20 protein-coding genes and 2 tRNA genes are annotated in these 22673 nt (G+C 64.4%); 12 read left to right on the top strand and 10 right to left on the bottom strand.

What is annotated here, in order from left to right; translation table 11 throughout:
* Nucleotides 1–1715, bottom strand: a 1715-nt coding sequence (locus EYZ64_RS14695; protein ID WP_135460012.1) for a DUF2207 domain-containing protein, incomplete at its 3' end; no start/stop codon positions are given.
* Nucleotides 1716–2028: 313 nt separating this feature from the next.
* On the opposite strand from EYZ64_RS14695, the gene EYZ64_RS14690 reads away from it, so the two are divergent.
* On the top strand, nucleotides 2029–3183 hold the full coding sequence (locus EYZ64_RS14690) for a GTP pyrophosphokinase (RefSeq protein WP_167857833.1): 1155 nt from the start codon (nucleotides 2029–2031) through the stop codon (nucleotides 3181–3183).
* 211 nt (nucleotides 3184–3394) lie between these two features.
* On the opposite strand, the gene EYZ64_RS14685 is transcribed toward EYZ64_RS14690, so the two are convergent.
* Together EYZ64_RS14685 and EYZ64_RS14680 are read right to left on the bottom strand one after the other, a co-directional pair.
* Nucleotides 3395–5395, bottom strand: a complete 2001-nt coding sequence (locus EYZ64_RS14685; RefSeq protein ID WP_135454200.1) for a primosomal protein N' — start codon at nucleotides 5393–5395, stop codon at nucleotides 3395–3397.
* Nucleotides 5392–6150, bottom strand: a complete 759-nt coding sequence (locus EYZ64_RS14680) for a lysoplasmalogenase (protein WP_167857832.1) — start codon at nucleotides 6148–6150, stop codon at nucleotides 5392–5394. The genes EYZ64_RS14685 and EYZ64_RS14680 overlap by 4 nt, the downstream gene beginning before the upstream one ends.
* Between EYZ64_RS14680 and EYZ64_RS14675 the strand changes: the two genes are divergently transcribed.
* A complete protein-coding gene (locus EYZ64_RS14675) occupies nucleotides 6113–7060 on the top strand; it encodes an alpha/beta hydrolase (protein ID WP_167857831.1) in 948 nt (315 codons plus the stop codon). The genes EYZ64_RS14680 and EYZ64_RS14675 overlap by 38 nt on opposite strands.
* 12 nt (nucleotides 7061–7072) lie before the next feature.
* Here EYZ64_RS14675 and EYZ64_RS14670 read toward each other — a convergent pair whose 3' ends face one another.
* Nucleotides 7073–7639 (bottom strand): cytochrome b, encoded by a 567-nt coding sequence (locus tag EYZ64_RS14670; RefSeq protein ID WP_135454198.1) that lies wholly within the window; start codon nucleotides 7637–7639, stop codon nucleotides 7073–7075.
* Nucleotides 7636–8724: a catalase family peroxidase gene (locus tag EYZ64_RS14665; protein WP_135454197.1), complete on the bottom strand. Its 1089-nt coding sequence runs from the start codon at nucleotides 8722–8724 to the stop codon at nucleotides 7636–7638. The genes EYZ64_RS14670 and EYZ64_RS14665 overlap by 4 nt, the downstream gene beginning before the upstream one ends.
* 448 nt (nucleotides 8725–9172) lie before the next feature.
* Here EYZ64_RS14665 and EYZ64_RS14660 point away from each other — a divergent pair, with 448 nt between their 5' ends.
* The 4 genes from EYZ64_RS14660 to EYZ64_RS14645 all read left to right on the top strand — a co-directional run bounded on the left by EYZ64_RS14660 (nucleotide 9173) and on the right by EYZ64_RS14645 (nucleotide 12194).
* Complete coding sequence (locus EYZ64_RS14660) at nucleotides 9173–9448, top strand: hypothetical protein (protein ID WP_135454194.1); 276 nt, start codon at nucleotides 9173–9175, stop codon at nucleotides 9446–9448.
* Nucleotides 9449–9642: 194 nt separating this feature from the next.
* Nucleotides 9643–9714: transfer RNA gene (locus EYZ64_RS14655), tRNA-Arg, on the top strand.
* 22 nt (nucleotides 9715–9736) lie between these two features.
* Nucleotides 9737–9808 (top strand) — tRNA-Lys (locus EYZ64_RS14650).
* 25 nt (nucleotides 9809–9833) lie between these two features.
* On the top strand, nucleotides 9834–12194 hold the full coding sequence (locus EYZ64_RS14645) for a hypothetical protein (RefSeq protein ID WP_135454192.1): 2361 nt from the start codon (nucleotides 9834–9836) through the stop codon (nucleotides 12192–12194).
* 23 nt (nucleotides 12195–12217) lie between these two features.
* Here EYZ64_RS14645 and EYZ64_RS14640 read toward each other — a convergent pair whose 3' ends face one another.
* Both EYZ64_RS14640 and EYZ64_RS14635 read right to left on the bottom strand, forming a co-directional pair.
* Nucleotides 12218–13360 (bottom strand): tetratricopeptide repeat protein, encoded by a 1143-nt coding sequence (locus EYZ64_RS14640; protein WP_135454190.1) that lies wholly within the window; start codon nucleotides 13358–13360, stop codon nucleotides 12218–12220.
* Nucleotides 13357–14589, bottom strand: a complete 1233-nt coding sequence (locus EYZ64_RS14635) for an ATP-binding protein (protein ID WP_135454188.1) — start codon at nucleotides 14587–14589, stop codon at nucleotides 13357–13359. Before EYZ64_RS14635 ends, EYZ64_RS14640 begins: the two co-directional genes overlap by 4 nt.
* A gap of 213 nt (nucleotides 14590–14802) precedes the next feature.
* On the opposite strand from EYZ64_RS14635, the gene EYZ64_RS14630 reads away from it, so the two are divergent.
* Nucleotides 14803–15291 carry a DUF805 domain-containing protein gene (locus EYZ64_RS14630; RefSeq protein ID WP_135454186.1) on the top strand — a complete coding sequence of 163 codons (489 nt, stop codon included), beginning with the start codon at nucleotides 14803–14805 and terminating at the stop codon, nucleotides 15289–15291.
* Nucleotides 15292–15440: 149 nt separating this feature from the next.
* Here EYZ64_RS14630 and EYZ64_RS14625 read toward each other — a convergent pair whose 3' ends face one another.
* The gene (locus EYZ64_RS14625) at nucleotides 15441–16319 is read right to left on the bottom strand and encodes a hypothetical protein (protein ID WP_135454184.1); all 879 of its coding nucleotides are present in this window, start codon (nucleotides 16317–16319) and stop codon (nucleotides 15441–15443) included.
* 388 nt (nucleotides 16320–16707) lie between these two features.
* Here EYZ64_RS14625 and EYZ64_RS14620 point away from each other — a divergent pair, with 388 nt between their 5' ends.
* The 5 genes from EYZ64_RS14620 to EYZ64_RS14600 all read left to right on the top strand — a co-directional run bounded on the left by EYZ64_RS14620 (nucleotide 16708) and on the right by EYZ64_RS14600 (nucleotide 21063).
* Entirely contained in the window at nucleotides 16708–17595 is an 888-nt protein-coding gene (locus EYZ64_RS14620) for a hypothetical protein (RefSeq protein WP_135454182.1), read from the top strand.
* A gap of 36 nt (nucleotides 17596–17631) precedes the next feature.
* Nucleotides 17632–17997 carry a hypothetical protein gene (locus EYZ64_RS14615; RefSeq protein ID WP_135454180.1) on the top strand — a complete coding sequence of 122 codons (366 nt, stop codon included), beginning with the start codon at nucleotides 17632–17634 and terminating at the stop codon, nucleotides 17995–17997.
* Between the two features lie 129 nt (nucleotides 17998–18126).
* Entirely contained in the window at nucleotides 18127–18693 is a 567-nt protein-coding gene (locus EYZ64_RS14610) for a ferredoxin (RefSeq protein WP_286174914.1), read from the top strand.
* Between the two features lie 274 nt (nucleotides 18694–18967).
* Nucleotides 18968–19339, top strand: coding sequence for a hypothetical protein (locus tag EYZ64_RS14605; RefSeq protein WP_135454178.1), 372 nt, complete (start codon nucleotides 18968–18970; stop codon nucleotides 19337–19339).
* A 275-nt stretch (nucleotides 19340–19614) separates the two neighbouring features.
* Nucleotides 19615–21063, top strand: a complete 1449-nt coding sequence (locus EYZ64_RS14600; RefSeq protein ID WP_135454176.1) for an amidase — start codon at nucleotides 19615–19617, stop codon at nucleotides 21061–21063.
* 32 nt (nucleotides 21064–21095) lie between these two features.
* Here EYZ64_RS14600 and EYZ64_RS14595 read toward each other — a convergent pair whose 3' ends face one another.
* Nucleotides 21096–21449, bottom strand: a complete 354-nt coding sequence (locus tag EYZ64_RS14595) for a DUF6086 family protein (protein WP_135454174.1) — start codon at nucleotides 21447–21449, stop codon at nucleotides 21096–21098.
* A 130-nt stretch (nucleotides 21450–21579) separates the two neighbouring features.
* Nucleotides 21580–22620, bottom strand: a complete 1041-nt coding sequence (locus EYZ64_RS14590; protein ID WP_135460008.1) for an AraC family transcriptional regulator — start codon at nucleotides 22618–22620, stop codon at nucleotides 21580–21582.
* Nucleotides 22621–22673 lie beyond the last annotated feature (53 nt).

The raw sequence follows: 22673 nt of genomic DNA, 5'->3' as shown, positions 1-22673 counted from the left end.
GCCCCGATCGATGACGATAGTGCCGATTCGAAACTGTCGAAGTCTGCGCCGCCGGATCCACCGGTGAAGCTGTGGCTGTTGTCCGACGACGACGAGTTGTACCAATCAGGTTGGGGTGCACCGGCACCCATCGTGTCCTGATATTTCTTGGCCCACAGTGCGGCGCCGCCGCCGGCCACTGCGAACGGAATGTAGGCCAGGTAGAGATCCTTGCGGGCGGCGAAGTCGAACCGGGTCTCGGCCGAATCGGTGGACAACAGACGATGGAAACCCTCTGCCCGCGACCACAATTCCCGGCCAGCGGGGGTCCGGCGAGTGCCGACACCGCCAGACCAGACACCCACGGAGAACACGAAGAACGCGGCGAACGGCAGACCGCACAACGTGACCGGTATCCCGAACCACAGCCAGAACCCGGCCACCGCGGCGAGGAACGCCACCACGTTGGCGACGCATATCCACAGTTCCTTGCGGCGCTTGACCATGAAGCCGCCGTCGAACGCCCATTTGCGCACGGCGACCACCATGTCCGCCTTGGCCTTGCTGAGCTTCTTGCCCGATGTCGCGGTGTTGTTGGCGGAGAACTCGGCACCGCGGGACATCACCTTGAGCGCTGCACCCACGTCGATGCCGACCGGATCGACATCGGCCCACTCGGCCGGCTTGGCGAGACCTTTGATCTTCCAGTGTTGGGCACTGACCTGCCGCAGCTCCACGAGTCCACGCTCGGCAAGGTGGAACAGGGTTGCGCTCAGCCCGTTCTTGGGGACGCTCTCGGTACGGATGAACTCGGTCTGCACCGGCCCGAGCCCTTCCGGCGGGGCGTACTGCACCGGGAACCCCGGTGCGGGTTCGACGGTGGTCCTCGACCAGAAGTAGGCGAGCAGTCCCATCCCGGCGGTCAGCAACGCGAACCAGACCAGAGCGGTTACCGACCGCCCGAGGATCCGGTCCCACGTGTACGGCCACGGCAACGTCGTCTGCGGCGGTGGGGCCACGTCGACGCCGGCGCGCAACGTCACCGGGGTGTGTGGCTCCAGGCCGGTCGCCACCAGTCGCACGGTGTTGCCGTCGGTGCGCAGATCCGTGCAGGCGCTGCCGACGCCGAATCCGACACTGCAACCGGCGCCGGTGACCTCGGCCGGCAGCGTGACCGAGATTTCGGCCCGCTCGATCGTGTTGTTCCACGCGGGTGCGACGACGTTCCAGTAGAAGGCGGATCGGGCGTCGGGATTCCCGGTACTCCCGGCGAACTGACGGCCGGCACCGACGCTGCCCGGATCCAGGACACCAGCGATGGTGTAGCGGATCTCGAAGACGTGGCTGCCGTAGTCCAGGGTGGTGTCGGGGTCACCGACCTTTGCCACCCGGAACCGCTCACCCTTCTCCCACAGCAGTTGGTAGGGCGCCGGCGCGCCGTCCAGCGTGATCGACGTGATCTCGGGTACCTGCCGGAGGCGGGAATTGTTCTGGTTGGCCACGTCCCAGTAGCGGAAGATGCCGTGCCGCCCGCTGGGGAAATTACCGGTGATGGTCTCGACCGCGGTCATCCGTCCGGCGGTGTCAACGGTGAAATCAGCACGGTAATCGGTGATCAACACCGGATCGGCAGGCCCGCCGGCGCCCGACCCTGACCCGCCGGTGAACAGCAGCGGCCACAGCAGGCCAAAGGCGATGAGCCCCAACGTAAACAACCACGACCACACCCGGCGCATCGCAGCCTCCTGGTTCGGCACTCACCGGTACCGGGTGAAGTGTTCGCCCTACCCTATGTGCAATGGATCAATTTGGATACGACACGGTTGCTGATCCTTGTGGGCGCTGCTGCTGCTCGGCGACAGTACAGCGATCCACTATTAGCCGTTCCCACCGCAGACGCTGCGTCCTTGGAACACTACGCGGTGATACGGAGCCATCCGACTTCGCGCTCAAAATGCAGGATTGCAGCAAATGAGCCGGGTGGAACTCATGGGGTCTTGCATCGCGGTAGTGTTCGCCCAGGCACGGCCCTACTGGCTCAGGAGACAAATGACTACGACCGCCAGCGAGCGTCCCTCGACTCCACTTGCCACCGGCAGCGCAGGCCTCGACCCGGCTGAACCGTCGGGCGAGGATTCGCTCGGCTTCGATTTCGAGGCTCATCAGGTCCGCGCCGAAGACGAGTATCGACGCATACGGGGCACGTACCAGGATTTTGCAAAGACAATTCGAGATATCCTGGAACGGTCTCTGAATCACGACAATGTGATGGTTCACTCCATTGAATCGCGGGCTAAGGAAATTGAGAGTTTCGGCAAAAAAGCAGCGTCCCCACATCCCGAGGATCCAGACCGGCCCAAGTATGGGAGTCCACTTCAGGATATCACCGACCTCGCCGCCGCACGTGTGATTACATTCTTTCTATCCTCGTTGGCGCACGTCGACAAGATAATCAAAGATCAATTCGACATCGTCGAGCGAAACGATCGAGGAGGCGAGAAAAGCGGCGAAGCTCGTTTGGGGTACCAAAGCATCCACTACCTCGTGAAGATTAAAGACAATCGCATACAACTTCCCGAATACGCGCGGTTTAGTGGATTCATTGCTGAAGTCCAGGTGCGGACAATTCTCCAACACGCCTGGGCGGAGATTGAACACGAGATTCAATACAAAGCAGTAGACGTGCTACCAAAGGAAATTCGTAGACGATTCCTTGCGCTCGCCGGAATGTTGGAGATCGGCGATCGAGAATTCCAAGCACTGGAGGACGCGCACCGCAAACTACTAGAGGACGCCCGGAAACGCATCGCTTCTGGCGATCTCGATGTGGAGCTTACTCCCGATAGCTTGAAGACACTTCTCGACAAGAAATTGGGAGAGGATGGACGCATGCGAGAGTGGAGTTACAGTTTCGCAACCCGCATGCTGAAACACTTAGGCTTTACGTCAATCAAGCAGGTTGACCATGCCCTCGACGGCTATAACGATGACACCATCAGCAGAATCGCCAATGGTTCACGGATGGGACAAATTACACGCTTTGAAGACGTACTACTCGCCAGCATGGGTGAAAACTACAAAAACAATCATCCGTGGTCGGGAAAGGAAACCGACTGGTTTGAGGACTTATGCACCTTGAAACTAAAAAGGCTTGAACTCGCTGGTGTAAAAATCGGGAATTACGCCCCGAGGAACGACGTATAACGAGAATTTCCTGAGCAGTCGTCCCGTATTGACATCTAACCTCAACAATTTTTGCGTCACGCAGGCCGCGAGTAACCCATTCGCGGGTTTCCCCCTCGCTCTTATGTGGACCTTGATTCCGCACGGGAAGTTGCGAACGGCACGGTTGCAGCCAGTGCGGAAACCGTTGCAGCACTGCGTGCTTAGAGCCACAACGGGAGAAGTATCCGCCTTACCCGATATGCAGCGGGTCGATTTGGATACGACACGGTTGCTGATCCTTGCGCGCGCTGAGCACCGCGGTGGCCTTGCGGAGCGCGGCCGCCAGCTCCAGGCCTCCGTCGCGGGGCACCCGGACCAGCATCCGGCTCACCTCGGCGTCGGCGTCGAGGCCCGGTGGCCGGCGTGCGCCGACGGGCAGTTCCACCGGCCCGAGGATTTCCGCGATATCGGGCAGTTGCGCGGTCTCGAGTAGTGCCTCGACCGCTGTCGTCGTCCCGTCGATGGCCGCCATGTGCACGGCGGGTGGCAGTCCGACCTCGCCGCGCCCGTCGAGCTCGGCGTCGGCATGCCCCACCGGATCCCACCGGATCAGTGCCTGCACGGTGAAGATCGCCGACTCCGCCACCACGGCCACCACCCCGCCGTCGGTGCGCGGCCGAACCAGGGCAGCGGCGGCCATCCATCGGCGCAGGGTGTCCTCGGCGGCACGCAGATCCTGCCGGCCCAATAGCGCCCAGGCGTCGAGCAGCAGGGCCGCGCCGTACCCGCCTTCGGCGATCGGCTCCGCACCGGGCGTGCTGACCACCAGGGCAGGGCCAGCCCCCACCGTACCGAGCACCGCGTCGCCGCCCGAGGTGATCACGGAGGTGCCAGGAAACGCCCGGCCCAACTCCTCCGCGGTACGGCGCGCTCCCACCACGACCGCCCGCACCGCATCCGAACCGCAACGCGCACAACGCAATGCAGGTTCGGCCCGGCCGCACCACCGGCATTCGGCAGCTGCGCTCCCGCGGTCCGGCAGGGCCAGCGGGCCGGTGCAGTGCCTGCAGCGGGTCACGGCGCGACAGCGCGCACAGGCCAGCGCAGGCACGTAGCCGCGGCGCGGAACCTGGATGAGCACCGGGTGTTCGGCCTGCAGCGCCGAACGGGCCGCCTGCAGCGCCATGGACGGCAGCCGGGCGGTGTGGGCGGCCGGGTCGCGTTCCTGGGCGTACCCGCTGCCTTCCAGCGCGACCACCCGTGGTGCGGCGGCGCGGACCACCGGCCGGGCCGCCACCACGTCGTGCGCCCAGCGGGTGCGCACCAGGGCCTGTGCCTCGGCGGTCCGTGCATAGCCACCGATGATCGCGGCGCAGCGCAGCTGATGTGCCCGCAGCATGGCGACCTCGCGGGCATGGGGGTACGGCGCGCGCGGCTCGGCGAGGTTGTCGTCGCCGTCGTCCCACACCAGCACCAACCCGAGGTTGGTCACCGGGGCGAACACCGCACTGCGGGTGCCGATCACCACCTGGGCCTGTCCCCGCAGCGCAGCCAGCCAGCGGCGGTACCGGGCCGACGGGCCCAGCCCGGCCGACAACGCCACCACCCGCGACGCGGGCACCTGTTCGGTCGCCGCGGCATACAGCGCATCCACATCGCGCTGATCCGGCACCACGGCCACCACGCCCAGACCCGCGTTGACCGCCACGGCGGCCGCCTCGGCCAGCCGGTGTGTCCAGTTCTCCCCGGGTAGCGCCTGCCACACGGCCCGCGCCGCACGGCCTTCACCGATTGCGGTCAGGAACTGTTCGCCACGGCCGTAACGGGCCCAGGCGCTGGTGTCGACCGGGATGGCCGCGACCGGCTCCGGCTCGGCGGGAGTCTGCTTCTCGGCCCTGGCGTGGCGCGGCGGCACCGCCAGACGCAGCACGTCCGCGCGGGTTCCGGCGTAGCGGGCCGCGACGGCGTCGACGAGCCGCCGGATCTCCGCGGTGAGTACCGGCTCGGGCGAGACCACCCGATCGAGCCAGCCCAGCTTTCCGGTGTGGTCGGTGTCGGACCGCCGCTCCAGCAGGTACGCGTCGACCAGCCTGCCGTTGAAGCGCACCCGGACCCGCACGCCGGGCTGGGCATCGTCGGATTGTTCTTCCGACACCAGATAGTCGAACTCCCGGTCCAGGTGCGGAACGGTGAGCAGGGGAAGCACCCGCGCGATGGGCTCATGCTCGGCGGCGCGGCGGGTGATCGTCACTTCACAGCTTTAGCAGACTTGTCTGACGCCCGGCCGAAGAACATGCCCGCCGTGATCAGCAGTAGCGACGTCGCGTACGCCCACCAGATCGGAACGGCGAGCAACTGGTCGCCACGCACGAACTGACTGATGCCGATCATGGAGTCCGACACCGCGAAACACACCGCCCCGGCCGCGGTCCACGGGGTGGGCAGACGGGCCAGCAGCGCCGTGCACACCATGGCTCCGAGCACCGCGATGTAGGCGACCACCGGAACGGCCATCCCTTGTTCGACGAGCCGGGGCCAGAACCAGGTCAGCAGCGCCAGGCAGGCGAGGATCGTGACTGCGACGGCGATCAGGCGCGGCGTCGAGCGCCGCACCAGGGGCAGCAGTGCGCCCAGGAAGCACAGGTGCGCGACCAGGAATGCGGCCAGTCCGAGCACGAAGGACGGCTGCCACCACGGGATGGCGAGCAGGAAGTCGCCGAGCGCGGAGAACACCAGCGCACCGACCAGCCAGCGGCGTTCCCGCACGATCGGATGTGCCCACGCGGCCGCCGCCAGCAGCAGGGCAGGCAGCGCCTTGACCGCGGGCTGGGCGAAGAACTGGCCGGTGAGATCGGCACCGGCCGGCAAGCGCAGAGCCACCACGAGCAGAAACACCCCGTAAGCCGCGCCGACGACCGCGGCAGCGCCCCACAGCCACACCGTCCGGCGGTGTGCGTACGGTGGCGGGATGTCCGTTGCTGACGAGAAACCAGCTGTCGATGCCATCCTGCAGAAGGTACTGGAGGCGGTGCCGTTCCAACTATCCACCGATATAGGTGTCGAGGAGGCCCGGCGCCAGTTCAGTGAGATTCCGCGGCTGCCGGTCCACCCCGAGGTGCAGGTCGAGGATCGTGTGATCCCGGGACCGGCCGGCCCGATCCCGGTGCGGGTGTACCGGCCGCCGACCGCCGACGGCGCGACGCTGCCGGTGATCGTGTTCATCCACGGTGGCGGCTGGGCGCTGGGTGACCTGGACAGCTACGACGGCACCGCCCGCCAGCACGCCGTGGGCGCCGACGCGGTGGTGGTGTCGGTGGACTACCGTCTGGCTCCCGAACACCCCTACCCCGCGGCGGTCGACGACGTGTGGGCCGTGACGCAGTGGGTGGCCGCCAATGCCGCAGAACTGGGCGCCGACGCCGACCGGCTGGCCGTGGCCGGGGATTCGGCGGGTGGCAACCTCAGCGCGGTCGTGGCGCTGCTGGCGCGTGACGCCGGTGCTCCCTCGCTGCGTTTCCAGTTGCTCTGGTACCCGGCCACCACGTGGGACACGAGCCTGCCGTCGTTCACCGAGAACGCCGAGGCGCCGATCCTCGGACTCGACGCCGTCCAGGGCTTCTCCCGTTGGTATGCCGGACACGTGGATCTGTCCGATCCGCCGGCCACGCTGGTGCCGGCCCGCGCGGCGGACCTGTCCGGCCTCGCACCCGCCTACATCGCCGTGGCCGGACACGACCCGTTGCGTGACGACGGTATCCGCTACGCCGAATTGCTTTCCGCCGCAGGCGTTCCAGTGCAGCTGGACAATGCCGAGACCCTGGTGCACGGCTACCTCGGCTACGTCGGTGTGGTCCCCGCCTCCACCGAATCGTTCGAGAAGGCCATCGCCGCGCTGCGCGAGGCGCTGCACGGCTGACGGTTCACTCCCCTACTCGTCGGGATGATTCCGGTTGGGCCACAACGACATTCGACGCAGAATTCCGTCGCGCAGAGCCAGGGTGTGGAACAGCACCGCACAGATGTGCGCGGTGAACGTCGCGAACAACACGTAGGCGGCCACAGTGTGTGCCGTGCGCAGCGCCGCGTAGAGGGTGATGTTGTGTGGGGCGATCGCGGGCAGGTGCAACGCCCCCACCATCACCACCGGGGACTGCGCGGCCGACAGCATGGCCCATCCGATCAGGGGCTGCACCAAAAGCAGTGCGTACAAAAGGTATTCGGAATAGCTGGCGACCCGCCGCTCCACCGGTCCCATCGTGGCCAGGAACGGCGGCAGCCGATGGGTCAGCCGGTTGATCAGCCGCACGATCGCGAACACCAGGATCGCGATGCCCAGCGGTCGGTGGATCGCCAGCAGCAGCGGGTAGTAGCTGAGCGCGGCGATCATCGTCACCCCGATGAAGAACTGCGCGATCACCATGACCGCCATGGCCCAGTGCAGCAGTCTGGCCGGCAGGTTGAACCGCGTGATCGGCGGTTTCGTCTCGGTGGTCATTGCTCACCCCCGGGGACGACGACTGCGCTGGGCGACTTGGGTTCTCGGGCCCTCCGGTTGAACGAGCGGGCATAGACCGCGGATCGCGCACTCAGCAGCGGATCGTCGGACGCGGCCAGACCGTCGGGCAGCACCATCGGATCGAAGTTGATGTCGCGGGCGTTTCCAGGGGCCTCGGTGTGGACCGCGTCGATGGTGATGGTGCCCGCCTCGATCGTGGGGCGGTTCGCCGGCCATGGCAACGTCGGGTCGTTGGTGGGGTCACCGGGTTCGGCGAGCGTGAGGATCAGTTTCCAACTGACCGGGCCGCGGGCCACCGTGTCGATCAACGCCTCGAAGAGGCGGTTCTTGTCGTTGCTGTCCGGCGGTTCGGCGGGCTGTTCGGGTGACACGGGCTGTTCCGGCATGGCTGTCCACCGGATAAACGTCGTCTCGCCTTTGTCGTTGATGGCACGGAAGGCGTGCAGCCCGCGGTAGGTGCTGTCGGCGAATCCGGCGCTCGGCGGGTTCTGCTTGATGATTTTCATCGCCGCGGCGGTCTCCGGATGGGCGGCCAGGAAATCCGCCATCGCCTGCGGGTCCGGCTTGCCGGTCTGCGGTTGTGGGCGTGACGCGAGCATCCGGTCGTAGAAGCCCTGCGGGGTGTTGTCGGTGAACACCGGGATGTTGACCATCGCGATGCGCCACTGCTCGCCGTCGGGAAGCCGGAACATCAGGCCCAGTCCCCGGCCGGTGTCGGGCTTGTCAGGCTGGTCAGGCAGGCCGCCCGACAGTGAGAACCTGCCGACGACGGGCACCGTGCCGGGTTTGAACACCGCCGCCCGACTCACCTGAGCACCTGCACCCGTGCTGGTGAACGTTCCGGTGGCGGCCAGTCCCTTGGCATGGTTGCGCCGGAATCCGTCGTGCCGGCCGGCGATCTGTTCGAAGCGGTCGACGAAGTCGGCCGGCGTCAGCGCATCGGGCCGCAGCCAGCCGGCGGCCTCGGCGAGTCCACCGACACCGACCGCCGCGACACCACCGACCGCGGCCAGGCCGAGCAATGCTCTCCTGCGGTTGAGCGGCGGAACATCATCGGATTTCATCGTGGTCGCACCCCTCTTCGCCGCCGGACTTCCTCCAGCGTGAAACGGTATGCGGGCGCGCGCCGTTCATTCGGCCGAACGCGGTGCCGTGTCTGCGTATCGGCGTGCCATGCAACCGCGGAAGTCGTCGTGACGTCCATCGACGATCGACTGAACAGCAAGCGCATGTTTCTTCATGGCCTGCCGCATCAACTGAATCTGATCCAACAAGCCCGACTCTAGAAACGGGTGGACTCAGAAACGGGAACTCGGCACACTTATGATGCGGTTGTGCATACCTTGTTCAAGGATCCGCCTACTGGGTCCGCACATACTTGAACGGTATGCGCCAGGCTGGGTAACCGACCGTGTCACGGGGTGTGCATGCTGCGGATCCGCGGCGACACGAGAGGACTGCATGGGCGGTTTTGTTCGTTTCCAGGACGGTAACTGGTCATGGAAGAGTTCGATGACCAGCTTCTTGTTCGATTTTCTTGAGGACACGCTGCCGGAGGGGCCAGCGCGCCAGGAAATTCACGAACTGAATGAAAACAATGTCCTGATGCTTGATTTGCGGGATCCATCGCGTGGCGAGATGGTGGATCTCATCGCCGACCAGCTTCTTTCGTGGGTGGCGACAAACGCCGCGGACCCTGCAGCACTTTCCAAGGGTTACGGCGAGCTGGTTGACCTCGCCAAGATGCAACAGGGTCGCAATCAGGAGGCAGCCGAATTCAGGAAGTGATCGCAATCCTGACTTCTGGTTGACCACTACGGGATGTTCGGGGATCTGCATCCCGCGGCTGATACGTGTCTTTCCGCCGCCACGCGAAGCCCACCGCGGGTCGAGCCCTGAACAGTTACAGCTATCAAGTCACCCAACGCCACGCCGAAATCGCCGGCCAACAATGGTCCCTTCTGTTAGCGTCGTTCCGCCATCATGGAGTAGATCAGCGGTAGATCGCCCGGCTTCGGACCGGGAGGGCGCGGGTTCGATCCCCGCCTCCATGTCGACGCGACCGCCATGTCGCAACCTGGTGTAGCTCAGCGGCAGAGCATCCGGCTCTTAACCGGAAGGGCGTGAGTTCGAACCTCGCCGCCAGGTCACCACTTCAATTCTGGAGACTGACGTGCCCGACGAGCACTACCCCACCGCGTCCATGGCGTACGCGACCCAACAGCTGCAGCGCGCGATGGCCCGGGCAGTTGAGCTGGGCGATGCCGCGGACCGTGAGCGGGTGCGGCAGAAAGTACGACGCTGGGAAGATGTCGTGTTCGGGATCGCCAGCGGCCAGATTTCCGTCGGCAATCGCACACCTGTCGCCGACACTCCGGTTTGGGTGACCTTGGAGGTCGCCCACGGGGGCTTCGCCACCGGACGGTATCTGGCGGAGAGCGCACTCGATGACGACGAAGTGGCGCTGCTGACAACGCTGCCCGGCGATACCCCGGGTGCGAATGAGCGTGAACGGCTCAATCTGTGGTTTCTAAGCGATGCCGGGCAGACGCGGCTGCGCGAGGCCTTGCATAGCGGCCACTATCGCGTGGAGATACCTGAAGAGGCCGCTCTCAGCGTCGTAGTGCTGTTGTTGGACAACGGCTTCCCGGAACAAGCGTTGGACCTCGTCGCAGAACTGAGGCCGTTCATGAACCGGCTCAGGTTCACCCCACGGTTCGAGTCGGTGGCCCGCGTGTCGGGGGCTGCGGTGCGGCTGGCCTCTGCCACGCAGACGGCACAGTCATTACGAGCGGTGACAATGCCGCCCCAGATCGCCACGATGCGGGCAACGCTGGCCGTATGGAACCCACTGTATGACCGACTCGTAGCGCTGTGGTCCACCACAGTTGAGGGTGAACTGCCTCACCGCGACGGAACTCGGGCCGTGCATGGAGGCTGGCCCTGCCAACAATGGCCGCCAAAGTGGTCGCACGACAGGGCCCGCTGGCTCGCCGACTTCGAACAAGCATGCGACAGTGTTGAATTCGTTGGTCGCCACGCCCACCCCAAGAGCAATTTCGCCACGCTGCACCGCGCTCTTGAAAGCTGCCCAAACGGGGGTGAAACACTGCCCGTCCATGAGGTCGGCGGGATCCGTCGCGCTCTGGCGAACACGATCACCCGACACGGAGCCGCCGGCTCTCAGCACCGAGACACACTCCGAGCGACTCAGCTCAGAATCGCCAACGCGCCAACATACGCCGCACTGGCCCGCGTGCTCGCCCGACGCTTGGACCGCTACCCCGCGAACGCAGGTGTGCCTTCGCTAGATTCGATCGCCGCCGACGTCACCGAAGCCGATGAGACAGTCGACAGCATCCCCACGGGGACACCGATCCCGCAACACTTGCTGCAGAAGGCAACTCGCGCGCTGGAAGCGCCCGTGGATGAGTTGGTGCGCCGTGGTGTCATCAGCTCCAGCGAGGTGCTCGCGATCGTGCTGCCGCAGCTGACATCACGGCTTACAGCAGCAAGCATCGGCGATCCGGTGCTGGCCGGCCTCTATGAGCAGACCTACACGGCGTTCCGCCGCCGTCGCAGCCTGCTGCTCCTCAACCTCGAACACCAGGTGCGCTTTGAGGAATTGCCGTGGATCGCTGCGCTGCAACCATGCCGATCTCGGCACGCGGACAACGCCAAGGCGGCCCGGCAATCTCTGCGACAAGCCAGCATGCTTGCCTTGACCACGTTTCCCCACACCATCTTGCCCAACCCACTGATCCGCGAACTCGGCACGCTGGCGACCGAATCCGGGCTGCAACTGCCGCTGGTGGAGGAAGTCGCCGCTGACATCTTCATGGGCACCTTCACCTCAAAATGGCGTAGCGCCGCTGCTATCGCTAGCCGCACCATGGCCGGCACCCTCTACGCCGACTACTACGATCTCCCGCCTGCTTGGTTCTGGGCGGCCCGAAGCGACGCCCCGAAACGATGGGGAAAGCCGACAGCAGAGGACTTCGCTCAGGTATGCGCTAGGCGAGCCGAAGAGGCAGGCGCCACGGAATACCAAGCCCGCAACGGCTCCCGGGTCGCTCGCAACGGCGCCATTCTGGAACAAAGCCAGATCCTTACCACCCATAACCTTGCGACACTCGTGTACGAACTCGACCTCCTTGACCAGTTGCGCGATAGCTCACCCCAATTGGTCCGCAACACATTCACCTGGGCTATCCGACGACTCGCACAACCCACCCATGACTGGCACTCTGCACTGATCCAAATCAAGAACGCCGCATACGCCTGGCGTCAGGCAATCTTCCTGCTCACCTTCTGCGATCCTGCGGTGCAACAGTCACAGGTGGGGATGCTGCACGGCGAAGCCCTTGCGGCCGGCATCCACAACCAATTCCGACCAGCGATCGACGGACTGGACCACGTCATCGGCGGAAAGACATTCGCAGCGAGCGGCACCGTGCCGGCGGGTACGGGCCGACGTTTCCTCGGATGGGCAGTGGGCCGACACTGGTATCAGCCTCAGCCACAACGCCGGTGAGTCACAGATTGCCATCACGCGGGTCAGCCAATACGCCTGGCGGACACCAGCTTCACGGTCAATACGCAGAAGCCAGCCAGCACGGTCACAGCGCCGACCGCCGTAGGGAAAGCGATGCTCAGCGGGTTGTTCGCGGCCATGAGGGATAGCCACGCCGCGATCACGAGCACCGTGGCCGGCAGGCCCCAGCGTCGGCGGACGAGTCGCAGGACGCCCGGCGGTAGCCGTTTGGTTTGTTCCCGGTACAGCCAGGCCACTCCCACCGCTGCGGCGATCACCAGAATCGTGCCGAGAACGGCCATCACAACCGGATGCACCGTGGCGCTGAACAGCGACAGCATGAGCACGAACCAGACGACGAAAGTGGCGAGCGTGATCCCCGTGGTTCTACGCACGATCCCGCGGGCCAGCTCGGTGGCGTCGATCATATGGGCGTCGATCGCCGCCGAGGCGAGGGCGGAGTCGACCGACCGGACAAACCGAAAACGGTAGCGGGCGACCTCGGCGGCAACCCTGTGGGTAAAGGCTTCGCTGGGATCAAGGCGCAACGCTTCCATGAGGTGGGCGTCGGCGCGCCGCAGTGGGCCACGTCGCCGAACATACATATAGAGCCACGCCATGGCCCAGAAAATCAGCACCAAACCCCGGGTCAGCACCACGGCCACCACCGCCCACACCAGACCAACTCTGAGGAACTTGGCGCGGTCGATCTCGACGATCGCTTCCGATAGCGGGCCCAACGGTGAAGCCGGGGCGACGGTGCGGATCGACTCCGCGGTCGACTGCGCGGCCTTGCGTTGTTTGGCCCCGAGCTGGGCGCGCGTCAGCGTGTAGCGGTAGTAGGCGGGGGTATGTGCGAGTCGCACTGCCGCACTGGCAGATTCGACTGCCTCTTTGGGCTTACCGGCGCCGTTGATGATGGCTCGCGCCCGGATGTCATGGACCCAGGCCTGGTTCGGGTCGATCGACAGCGAGCGGTCAGCCCACTTCCGCGACTCACGCACATGGCCGTCCTCGTACAGCGCGGAGGCCAGAAGTCCCAGCAGCTCCGCATTGTTCGGGTCGCTCTGCAGCCCAGTGCGTGCCGCCTGAGCGGCCTCTTCGTTGCGGTCGAGATCGAGAAGAACCCGCACCTTCTCGGCGGCACGCTCGGCCATCGACGTCATCGCCGCTTCTTTCGCCTCGTGAGGTAGCGCTCGAGTTCGGCGTACTCTTCCCGGTTCTCGGCGAACGCGACATAGTTCTGGGCCAGGCTGAACCACGATGCCGTGCTGGCCTGGGTGTCCTTGAGTGCCGCGTCGAGGTGACGTTGGTTGACCGGTTGTGTGGAGCCGCGTCGCACCGAGTCGTGTAGTGCGAACTCGACGGCGCGCCGGCACAGGCCAGCCAGGTCCGCGCCCGAGTACCCGTCGGTGCGCTCGGCCACGGCTGCCAGGTTCAGCCGATCAGTCGGGCTGGTGCGCAGGTGGTGCGCCAGAATCGCCTCTCGGGCGGGTCGATCGGGCGGCAGCACCAGTACTTTCCGGTCGAATCGGCCCGGACGCAGCAGTGCGGGGTCGACGTCCCACACCTGGTTGGTTGCTCCGAGTACCAGCAGCCCCTCGTTGTCGCTGGTCGCCCCGTCGAGTTCGAGCAGCAACTGGTTGACGATGCTGCGGATGAAGCTCGAAGTCTGCGCACGCTTGTGGCCCAGCGCGTCGAGCTCGTCGATGAACAACACGGTCGGGCGCATCTGCCGGGCTTCTTCGAAGACACCCTTGATGTTCCGCTCGCTGTTGCCGAGCCATTTGTCGAGGATGTCGGCGATACCGACATGGATGAAGAACAGCCCGAGTTCGCCCGCCAGAGATTTCGCCAGGAATGTCTTGCCGCATCCGGGCGGACCCCACAACAGCAGACTGGATCGCAGTGCATGCCCGAACGACTTGCGCAGTTCCTCGTTACGCATGGGTTCGAGAAAGCTCATCCGCAGCCGCTGTTTGACGTCGTCCATGCCGGCCACATCGTCGAGCGTGAGCTCCGGGCGGACGATCTCCATCAGGTCACTGACAGGGATGGCGTCGTCATCGTCGTCGGCCGTGGCCCATGCTTCGGCCTGCGGCACCTGCGCCGGCGGCACCTGTTCAGGTGGCGGCGCGGCGGAAACCTGCTCGGGGACAGGCGATTGCGGCGTAACAGTGGGCATGCCGAAACCGTCGAGGGCCGCGGTCTTACGTACGAGGACCTCGGCGTCCCCAGGGGTCTGCTGCAGGAGAAGTTCACAGTGACCGAGCGCGGCGACGTACTGCCCGTCGTCGAGGAGCAGGTCTGCCAGGTGCAGGCGCAGTGCACGGTTGGCCGGGTCAGCGCGAACCGCACCGTCGATCGCAGCCAGAAGCTGAGGGTCTACAGCCATTCCGTGCCATCCTCCCGCCCACAAACGGTCATCCAACGGGACCGCGCACCGACAGAGTAATCATCTGCTCCGACTTGGACTTCTACTCCACATATATTGCGCGCATTGCTTGACGCAACGCTGTACCGTCCGCGTTGAACTCGGCCGTCAACAGGCGGGACAGCAGGACTCAGGCGATTTCGTGCACAGCCGAATAATCGAGCAGAGGATCCAATGAGCCGCAGCGAGGAAACCTCGTCCGATACGCAATACCCATCCGAGCCAGTCGGCGCGACCGATCCCCGCGACCTCACGCTGCCGCTGTACGGAGCGTCATTCGGCCAGGCGGTGTCGCGGTTCCTCCACAGCTACGCCCGCTTCTCCGGCCGCGCGTCGCGCAGTGAGTACTGGTGGGTCCAGCTGGCAGTCGCAGTAGTCGCCTTTATCTGCGCGGCATTCGCTGGCGTAGCCGGAGATGCCAGCGCGCTCGGGCGCGTGTCCCTGCTACCCGTGGCCGTATTCGTACTGGTGTGCGCGATTCCAAGCTGGGCACTCTTGGTCCGCCGGCTCCATGACGCCGACCTGTCAGGATGGATGTCCCTGCTATTCCTGTTGCCCTACATCGGATCCGTGTTCCCGATCGTCTTCGGTGTGCTGCCCTCCAAGCCGCTTGGTGAACGTTTCGACCACCGTGATGACTACGACGATGATTCGGCTCCCTGATCGGAATGCAATCGATGCCGCATCAGCACGGCATCTTGTCACCGACGGGTTCTCCAACGTGTTCGATGCCGAACCTCTGATGAGGACGGCTCCTGGGCAGCCTTGAGCGTGGTCCTCGCCGAATAGCCCAGCAGGGTCTCGATCTCCGATTACCCGCGTGGTAGCTCAGCCACTTGGCCGAGGGCGTCCGCGAACGGCCCTTCGACGAGAAGCGCGATGGATTCGTTGTCCCCGTCAATGCGAGTAATCGGCTGCGCCGAGCCGCCGTACCAGAAGTAAGTGTTGTAGCTGACCACCCCGCCCAGTGGATTGTCGGCCGCACTGACGGTGGCCGAGACGATCCAGGGTGCTGCTTCCAGCGTGGACTGCCCCACTCGGTGCAAGAACAACAGACCGCGGTGGGGCACGCTGAACAACACGCCCATCGGCGCGACACCATCGAGGACCGTCTCGATCAGCCGCGGCATGTTGAGGGCCTTGGACGCAATGAACAACGAGTCCCCCGACAACGCAAACACCTCATGGTCCAGCGCTTGGACATCGACAGGTTCGGCGTCCGTGTTGCGCTGACCGGCCTGGAAAAGCAAGTCGATGTCGCGGCCGGCGATGTCGCTGTCGCTGACGGTCTGCACGGCGGTAGGCAGATCGCGGCGAAGCTCGGCCACGAGTCCGTCGAAAGCCGGTCTGGCATAGTCCAGTGACAGCTCACCGCCGGTATCCGGTGTGATCAGCCGAGTCCGCATCTGAGCGAGGAATTCGGCATCGGACAGCTCGGACATCGGTGGGGCGTCCTGCCCAGCCAAGGTCTGGTCGACCTCGAATCGCACTGCGTCCGGCAGCTCCTCGACCGACACGTCACGGCAGCGCGTGTGCATGTTGCTCAGCCACAGCACGGTCCCCGCGTCGGTGGCCAAACGGTCGTCACCTGGCCTATCACCGGGTGCAGGGCTCACCGTCATTCCGCGACGCTGCAGGTCGTCGATCACGAGCTCGCGTACGTAACGGTGGCGGTCAGCTTCCGTTGCCAAGACCGTTGTCTTGCGTCGAGGTTTCCAGGGAAGACGCATCGTCACCTTTCTTTCGGCACGGCCGACGGGAATCGAATGCAAAGTATGGGTCAAAACTTGCGTGACCATAGGTGGAATCGCGCCAACTCAAACCGCACCTAGGCCAGGCCTGTGCCGATCCTTCGACACACCGGTAAGCCCCCTCGAGCGAGCCGGAGCTAGTGGGGATCTCGCAGTAACAGACCCAAATTCGCGATGCGCTCCGCGCGATAGTCGCCGAAGTCGATTCCCGTGAGTACTTTTTCCGCGCCGTCGATCAGGAGCCGGCACCATCACCTGAAAGCGACCACCCCGGACGACCGCACGCGAATCCTCGAACCCGCATCTACCGTTCGGGCATGATTGCGCGGTGAACTCGCGGCGACCGAGCCTCTTTGACCGGATGCTGTACTGGCTGGGATGGATTGGTCCGATCCTGTACTTGGGGATCGGCATCTGCATGAGCTGGCTGGCGATTCAATCGATCCCGAACACCCCCATGCCGAACCAATGGGTTGCGTGGGGAATTCTCGCGTTTGGTCTCGGGTGCTTACGGCAGGCCTACAAGGAGTTTCTCGAGGCCCGCGATGACGAGCTGCGTTTCTCGCCGCCCGACCCACCGCGGCCGGACTCGACCCCGTGGCAGCACCCGCTTGCGCCTGAACTGCGCGAACAACTGCTGTCCACGTTCGCGTTACTGGAAACGGCCGGGATTCTCGGGCCCGACGAAGTAGCCGATGACGACGTCATCGAATGCGCCGAACACACCGACGTATTCGAGGACATGGAGTTCCACTCCGTGACGATGGTTCTGGAGATGCTGGGCGACGAACGAGACCCGCCGCTTCGCCACCTCGCGTTCTTCACGAACCAGGTGGAGTACTACGACGACGATGCACTCGAGATCGTGCGCGAGTCTGCTCGCATCAGCGGATATGACGGGCCGTTGCGTCAGATCAGGTCCGACATGACCGGCGACTACCCACCGGGTGCCGACTTGGACCCGGCACCGAACGCCATCATCGAATTCGAGACGGGCACCGCCCGATACTCGCTGCCCTTCACCATGTATCGCAAGTACCTACCCAACGGGCTGATCGAACAGTTGGCACCCATCTTCGCCCGGCCCGAACGGGCGGAACGCTTCTACCTCGCGTGGGACAGCGAGAATCTGGACATCACATACGCAGACCCGGCGAAGATCTCGGAGTTCAACGCCGCCCTCGGACCGGAACCATCCTGGGTGGAAATCAAATGATCGGAAGGGTTTCTGAGAGCGGAGGTGGTCTGCGGGATGGGCACACATACGATCGTGATCAGGGGTAAGCCAGGCGTCGACAGTTTCGTTGCGGCCGTCCAAGGCTTGGACGACGACTACCCCTCCATGGGGGAACCCGAACAGATTCGCCGCGAACTCAACGCGCGCATCGCGGCCGCCGGGATCGCATCAGAGTGGTTCGATGAGTCGTCTGGCGTGAATTGTCCTGATGGCGTTGATGCGATCGACCTCTACATCCACGGTGGTCTTGTGCGATCGATCTTGGTCTCACGACCGACTAGTGACTTGTTAGAGATTCTGTGCCGCTGGGGTCAGGTGGTTGGGTGGCGGGTGTTTGATGTTGGCAGTGGGTCGGAGTACACCCTCGATGACATGATTTGAGAGCCGCTGTCCATATACCAATCGGCGAAATGCACTCGTGCACTTCCGTTTCCAGCGCGGGGTGACGGCATGAACAAGCGTCTGCCCGAAATTGGGCTGGAGCGGGCAGGCACTGGCTAGGGTCGGGGTGTGTACTGGAATCCGCTCCCGCCAGTTGCGACGTCGGTAGGCCTGGAAGTCATTCAGTACCCTTTCGGGACTGCGTTCCTCGGGCCGCCTGAGGGATATCTACATGGAGAGTGGAGCAAGCGGGATTGGCGCAACGTGCCGGGGCCGTTCTACTGCGCCGAAACCGACAACTGCCTAACCGGGTTCGTCGCACCGGCCAATGTCGCTTTCACGGATGAATTCGTCTCGGAGTTCGTCTACCGGCAGCCGCGTGATGAGCATGAGGTTCACCTGCTGCTGAGTGCGGCGTGTCAGGAGGTATTCGAAGCCTATGCGTGTGACGGAGACGAACACTGGACGCTGGCGCTGGTGCGAGAGTGGTGGGCCGAGCGGGACCGACTGCTCGACTGGATCGGTGCAGCCCAAGAAATGTGGTCCGAACACAGAGGTTGGGACATGACGTTCCTGATGAGCGAGTACTGGGCGTTCATCACGGGTGGTCTCGAAACCTATCTCCGAGAGTATGGATTCTGGCTCGAGCACCGCTGCCCCGCATTGCCGAACGAGGCGCTGCCAAGGCTTTCCTAGCGCGGAGAGTCGGCACCGGTCCCAGCTTCGTGGATTCGCCGAAGCCTGCCGATGGTTCATCGAACCCGTTGGGCTACAAGGAACTTATCGATTTGATGAACGCGGGCGACGCGCGCCCGACGAATCATTCCGGCTGACAGCGCACTGCGAGTGGCGACATCCTCGAAAGGTACGGTTCCGACATGATCGTCACACGATGTAGTGCCGACACGATCGAGCGCAATAGCGCGTTGGCCGCCGGGCGACAAGCGTCAATGCGATTGGGGTGTAACTGATGCCCCGCTGGGTGAGCATCCTCGTCGGAGTTGTCCTCAGCCCGATCCTGGGCCTCCTCGCCTACGGCGTCTCCACAAAAATCGTGCTCGCCATGCTGGAGACCTGCCTCCGAGAAGTCGACGCGGGTGACACCTTCATCGTCGTCACTCTGTTGGGACCAGCCGTGCTCACCATCGCCGCCACCGCGGTCACCTACACAGTGGTTCACCTACTCATTGAGCGTGACTGGTCGATATACGTCGCAGTCGCCGCAGCCTTCCTGGTCGCAGCGGCCATGGTCGTCTACGCAATCAACTCCCAATACAACGCCGTCCCAACCGAACTCTGTCCCACCGGCACCCCGTCGTGGTGGCCGTGGCAGGTGGACTAGTTGTCTCAAGCATCGAATGCCAGATGCAGCGGTCTCAGCATCGGCGATTGGTGAGGAGTCGCTGATTCCTTTGCCGGAACGGCCTTTTGCCGCGGCGGTGTGCAGTCGGTTGCTCCTGGAATTCCCAAAACCCTATTACTCTCCTGGCCAGCATGGCTACGACGGAGATCCACATCACCGCGGACGGCAGCGGAGCCAACACGTCATACCCGAACTCTTCCGTTGCGGGAAGCGGGATTTTATGGCCTCTCCGGTGGGTCGTTAGCGTCGGATTCATGGAGTGGAATTTTCGGTCGGCTGAAGAGTTGGTTGTCGCGTTGCGCGCTGGAGAGGTGTCCTCGGTGGAATTGACTGAGGCGGCGATCGCTGGGATCGAGCGAGATGACGAGGCGACCAACGCGATTTGTGTGCCGGACTTCGATCGGGCGCGGGCGGCTGCGCGGCATGCCGACCAGGCGCGTGCCCGGGGTGAGGATCGGCCGCTGCTGGGTATTCCGGTGACTGTCAAGGAGTCCTACAACATGTCGGGCCTGCCCACGACCTGGGGCATGCCCCAGTACCGCGATTTTGTGCCGGCCGAGGATGCGGTACAGGTATCGCGGCTCAAGGCCGCTGGTGCCGTGGTGCTCGGGAAGACCAATGTGCCGTTGGGGCTGCAAGATATCCAGAGCTTCAACGAGATCTACGGCACGACCAACAATCCGTGGGATAACGAGCGCACGTCGGGCGGATCCTCCGGCGGATCGGCGGCTGCCCTGGCGTGCGGATTCGGCGCGCTGTCCGTCGGCTCCGACCTGGCCGGTTCGCTGCGCACCCCCGCGCATTTCTGCGGTGTCTACGCCCACAAGCCGACAGTCGGGCTGGTGCCGACCCGCGGTATGGTCGCGCCGCCCGCACCGGCCCTGCCGACCGACCTCGACCTCGCCGTCGCCGGTCCGATGGCGCGCTCCGCGCGCGACCTCACCCTCCTGCTCGACGTCATGGCCGGACCCGACCCTCTGACACTCGGCGTCGCGTACGACGTGACGCTGCCGCCCGCGCGGCACGAGCGGCTCCGCGACTTCCGTGTCCTGGTCCTCGACCAGCATCCGCTCATTCCGACCGGGTCCGCGGTGCAGGCAGGTGTGAACCGCGTGGCCGACGCCCTCGTCGACAGCGGTGCCCGCGTCGAACGAGACAGTCTGCTGCCTGATCTGGCCGAGGCCGCGATGCTCTACACGCAGTTGCTGTTTTCGGGCTCCGCTGCACGTTTTCCCGTGGACGCGTACGAGCAGCTGCAGACCCGCTCCGCCGGACTGAGTGCCGACGACCAGAGTCTCGATGCGGCGCGGCTGCGCGGGATGGTGTTGAGCCACCGCGATTGGATCGAGGTGAACAACCGTCGCGAGCTCCACCGCCACGGTTGGCGGCAGTTTTTCGCCGAATTCGATGCTGTGGTGTGTCCGATCACGCCGACTCCCGCGTTCCCGCACGACCACGACCCCGACCTGCTGGAACGCCGGATCGACATCGACGGCGTCGAGTACCCGTACTTCGACCAGCTCGTCTGGGCTGGCCTGGCTACCATGCCCGGACTGCCCGCCACCGCCATACCGGCGGGCCGATCCCCCGAAGGTCTGCCGGTGGGAGTGCAGCTCATCGGACCGATGTTCGAGGACCGCACCCCGCTGCGGCTGGCCGAACTACTCGAACAGGAGATCGGCTGCTTCCAAGCACCGAGCTAGGGCAATCGAGCCCCCGGTCGTGCGGACAAGGATCACCGCGCCATTGGCAGGGTGCGCGCCGTTTCGAGGAATGCGAGTTGCTCTGGTGTGCCGGCAGACAGTGGGCGGTCGATACGGTCCAGAATGACCACCGATGGAGCCAGTATCGACTCGAGCATTGCGCGCCGAATTCGGTGGGTGCTACGGAAATTCGCTTCGAATACCGTCTTGACCAGCACCTCGAAAACGTCAGGGTCGATGTAGTAGTAATCCGACGCCATCTTGTTCAGCCCAGTCGGGACAGCTAGTAGATCTCCGACCTGCCCAACAAACCGAACGTACAGTTCGCCAACCTGCAGGGCCGGACTCCACACAGTGTCGTCCCCGACGTCGAAGATGAAACTCACGATGACCTTTCGCCACGCATGTTAGGTATGCCGAATCCAATTATTAGCCGGTACAGGTGATTCCACAGAGATTTGGACGTCCAGCGTTGGCTCATGTTCAGCGGCCTCGGTCACTCGGGCGTTCATTTCGTCAGCGTGTCTGTGAGAACGTGCTGGGTGGCACTCCGTGCCAGCGCTTGAAGGCGTGGCAGAACGTCGAGGTCTCGGTGTACCCGAGGCGCCGCGATACCTCGTCGACGGTCAGCCCGACATTGCACAGCAGATCGCGCGCGAGCGCCGAGCGTGCCTCGTTCACCAGTGCGCGGAATGAGGTGCCCTCCTCAGCGAGCCGGCGCCGTAGCGTGCGTGGATGCATATCGAGTTCGGCTGCCACCTCGGGCAGGGCCGGGAACCCGCCGGTATCGCGAAAAAGCTTGCTACGCACCACAGCAGTGATACCGCGACGGTGCTCATAACGCTGCATCAGCGCATCGCATTGGGCGATGCACAGATCGAGGGTATACGGATCGGCTTGCGGCAACGGCTCATCGAGCATGGCGCGGGGAAAGTGCAACCGGGAGTGGGCACGGCCGAACGCCACATTCGGGAGCGGCATCAAGGTCAAGAGCGGCTGCAGCACTTCCTCGTCAATCGATACCTCGGCGGTTATGCGGTCGGCGTACTGTGCCACCACCGGATACGCGAAACTGGTTGTGGTGGCGATCATTCCAGCGATATCCCGTTCAACGAAGAAGCGCTGGACATCGCGAGGAAGATGGCCGGCGTTGAGTTCCAATACGCAGTCTTCGGCACCCTCGAACAGCTGCAGATCGATCTGCAGGGTGGTCAGGGCGAAGTACCGCATCCCGATGCTGAACAGTTCGCGCAGCGTGGCACACGACATGACCGCGAACCCGAACAGACCCATGTGCGTCAGGGCCGACCGGCCACCGACATCGACGCCCAGTCCGGGTGCATCGGGCAACTGGGCCTGCAGGTGGCGCACCGCCAGAATCTCGTCGTGGGCGCTGATCACAGCATCGGGATCATCGAGATCTGCGGGCGTCAAACCGGTTCCGGCCAGGACCCGTGTCGCCGGGACGCCGCGCTCCACGGCCACCTCACACAGCACCCGGGTGGCATGAATCGGATGGCATACATCGGCTGACCACGCTGAACCTGACCTGGCCATGGCCCTCCAGCCGTTGTCCCAGAATCCCAACTCCGTGTCCGATAGTCCCATTC

The sequence above is a fragment of the Mycobacterium sp. DL99 genome (assembly GCF_004762045.1).
Lineage (GTDB): Bacteria > Actinomycetota > Actinomycetes > Mycobacteriales > Mycobacteriaceae > Mycobacterium.
Note: the sequence above shows the minus strand (reverse complement) of the source record. Positions and strands in the feature narration are given on the sequence as shown.

Coding starts and splice junctions, on each gene's coding strand:
- EYZ64_RS14690 (WP_167857833.1), top strand. CDS start 2,029: ATGACTACGACCGCCAGCGAGCGTCCCTCGACTCCACTTGCCACCGGC.
- EYZ64_RS14675 (WP_167857831.1), top strand. CDS start 6,113: ATGTCCGTTGCTGACGAGAAACCAGCTGTCGATGCCATCCTGCAGAAG.
- EYZ64_RS14680 (WP_167857832.1), bottom strand. CDS start 6,150: ATGGCATCGACAGCTGGTTTCTCGTCAGCAACGGACATCCCGCCACCG.
- EYZ64_RS14670 (WP_135454198.1), bottom strand. CDS start 7,639: ATGACCACCGAGACGAAACCGCCGATCACGCGGTTCAACCTGCCGGCC.
- EYZ64_RS14665 (WP_135454197.1), bottom strand. CDS start 8,724: ATGAAATCCGATGATGTTCCGCCGCTCAACCGCAGGAGAGCATTGCTC.
- EYZ64_RS14660 (WP_135454194.1), top strand. CDS start 9,173: ATGACCAGCTTCTTGTTCGATTTTCTTGAGGACACGCTGCCGGAGGGG.
- EYZ64_RS14640 (WP_135454190.1), bottom strand. CDS start 13,360: ATGACGTCGATGGCCGAGCGTGCCGCCGAGAAGGTGCGGGTTCTTCTC.
- EYZ64_RS14635 (WP_135454188.1), bottom strand. CDS start 14,589: ATGGCTGTAGACCCTCAGCTTCTGGCTGCGATCGACGGTGCGGTTCGC.
- EYZ64_RS14630 (WP_135454186.1), top strand. CDS start 14,803: ATGAGCCGCAGCGAGGAAACCTCGTCCGATACGCAATACCCATCCGAG.
- EYZ64_RS14615 (WP_135454180.1), top strand. CDS start 17,632: ATGGGCACACATACGATCGTGATCAGGGGTAAGCCAGGCGTCGACAGT.
- EYZ64_RS14605 (WP_135454178.1), top strand. CDS start 18,968: ATGCCCCGCTGGGTGAGCATCCTCGTCGGAGTTGTCCTCAGCCCGATC.
- EYZ64_RS14600 (WP_135454176.1), top strand. CDS start 19,615: ATGGAGTGGAATTTTCGGTCGGCTGAAGAGTTGGTTGTCGCGTTGCGC.
- EYZ64_RS14590 (WP_135460008.1), bottom strand. CDS start 22,620: ATGGCCAGGTCAGGTTCAGCGTGGTCAGCCGATGTATGCCATCCGATT.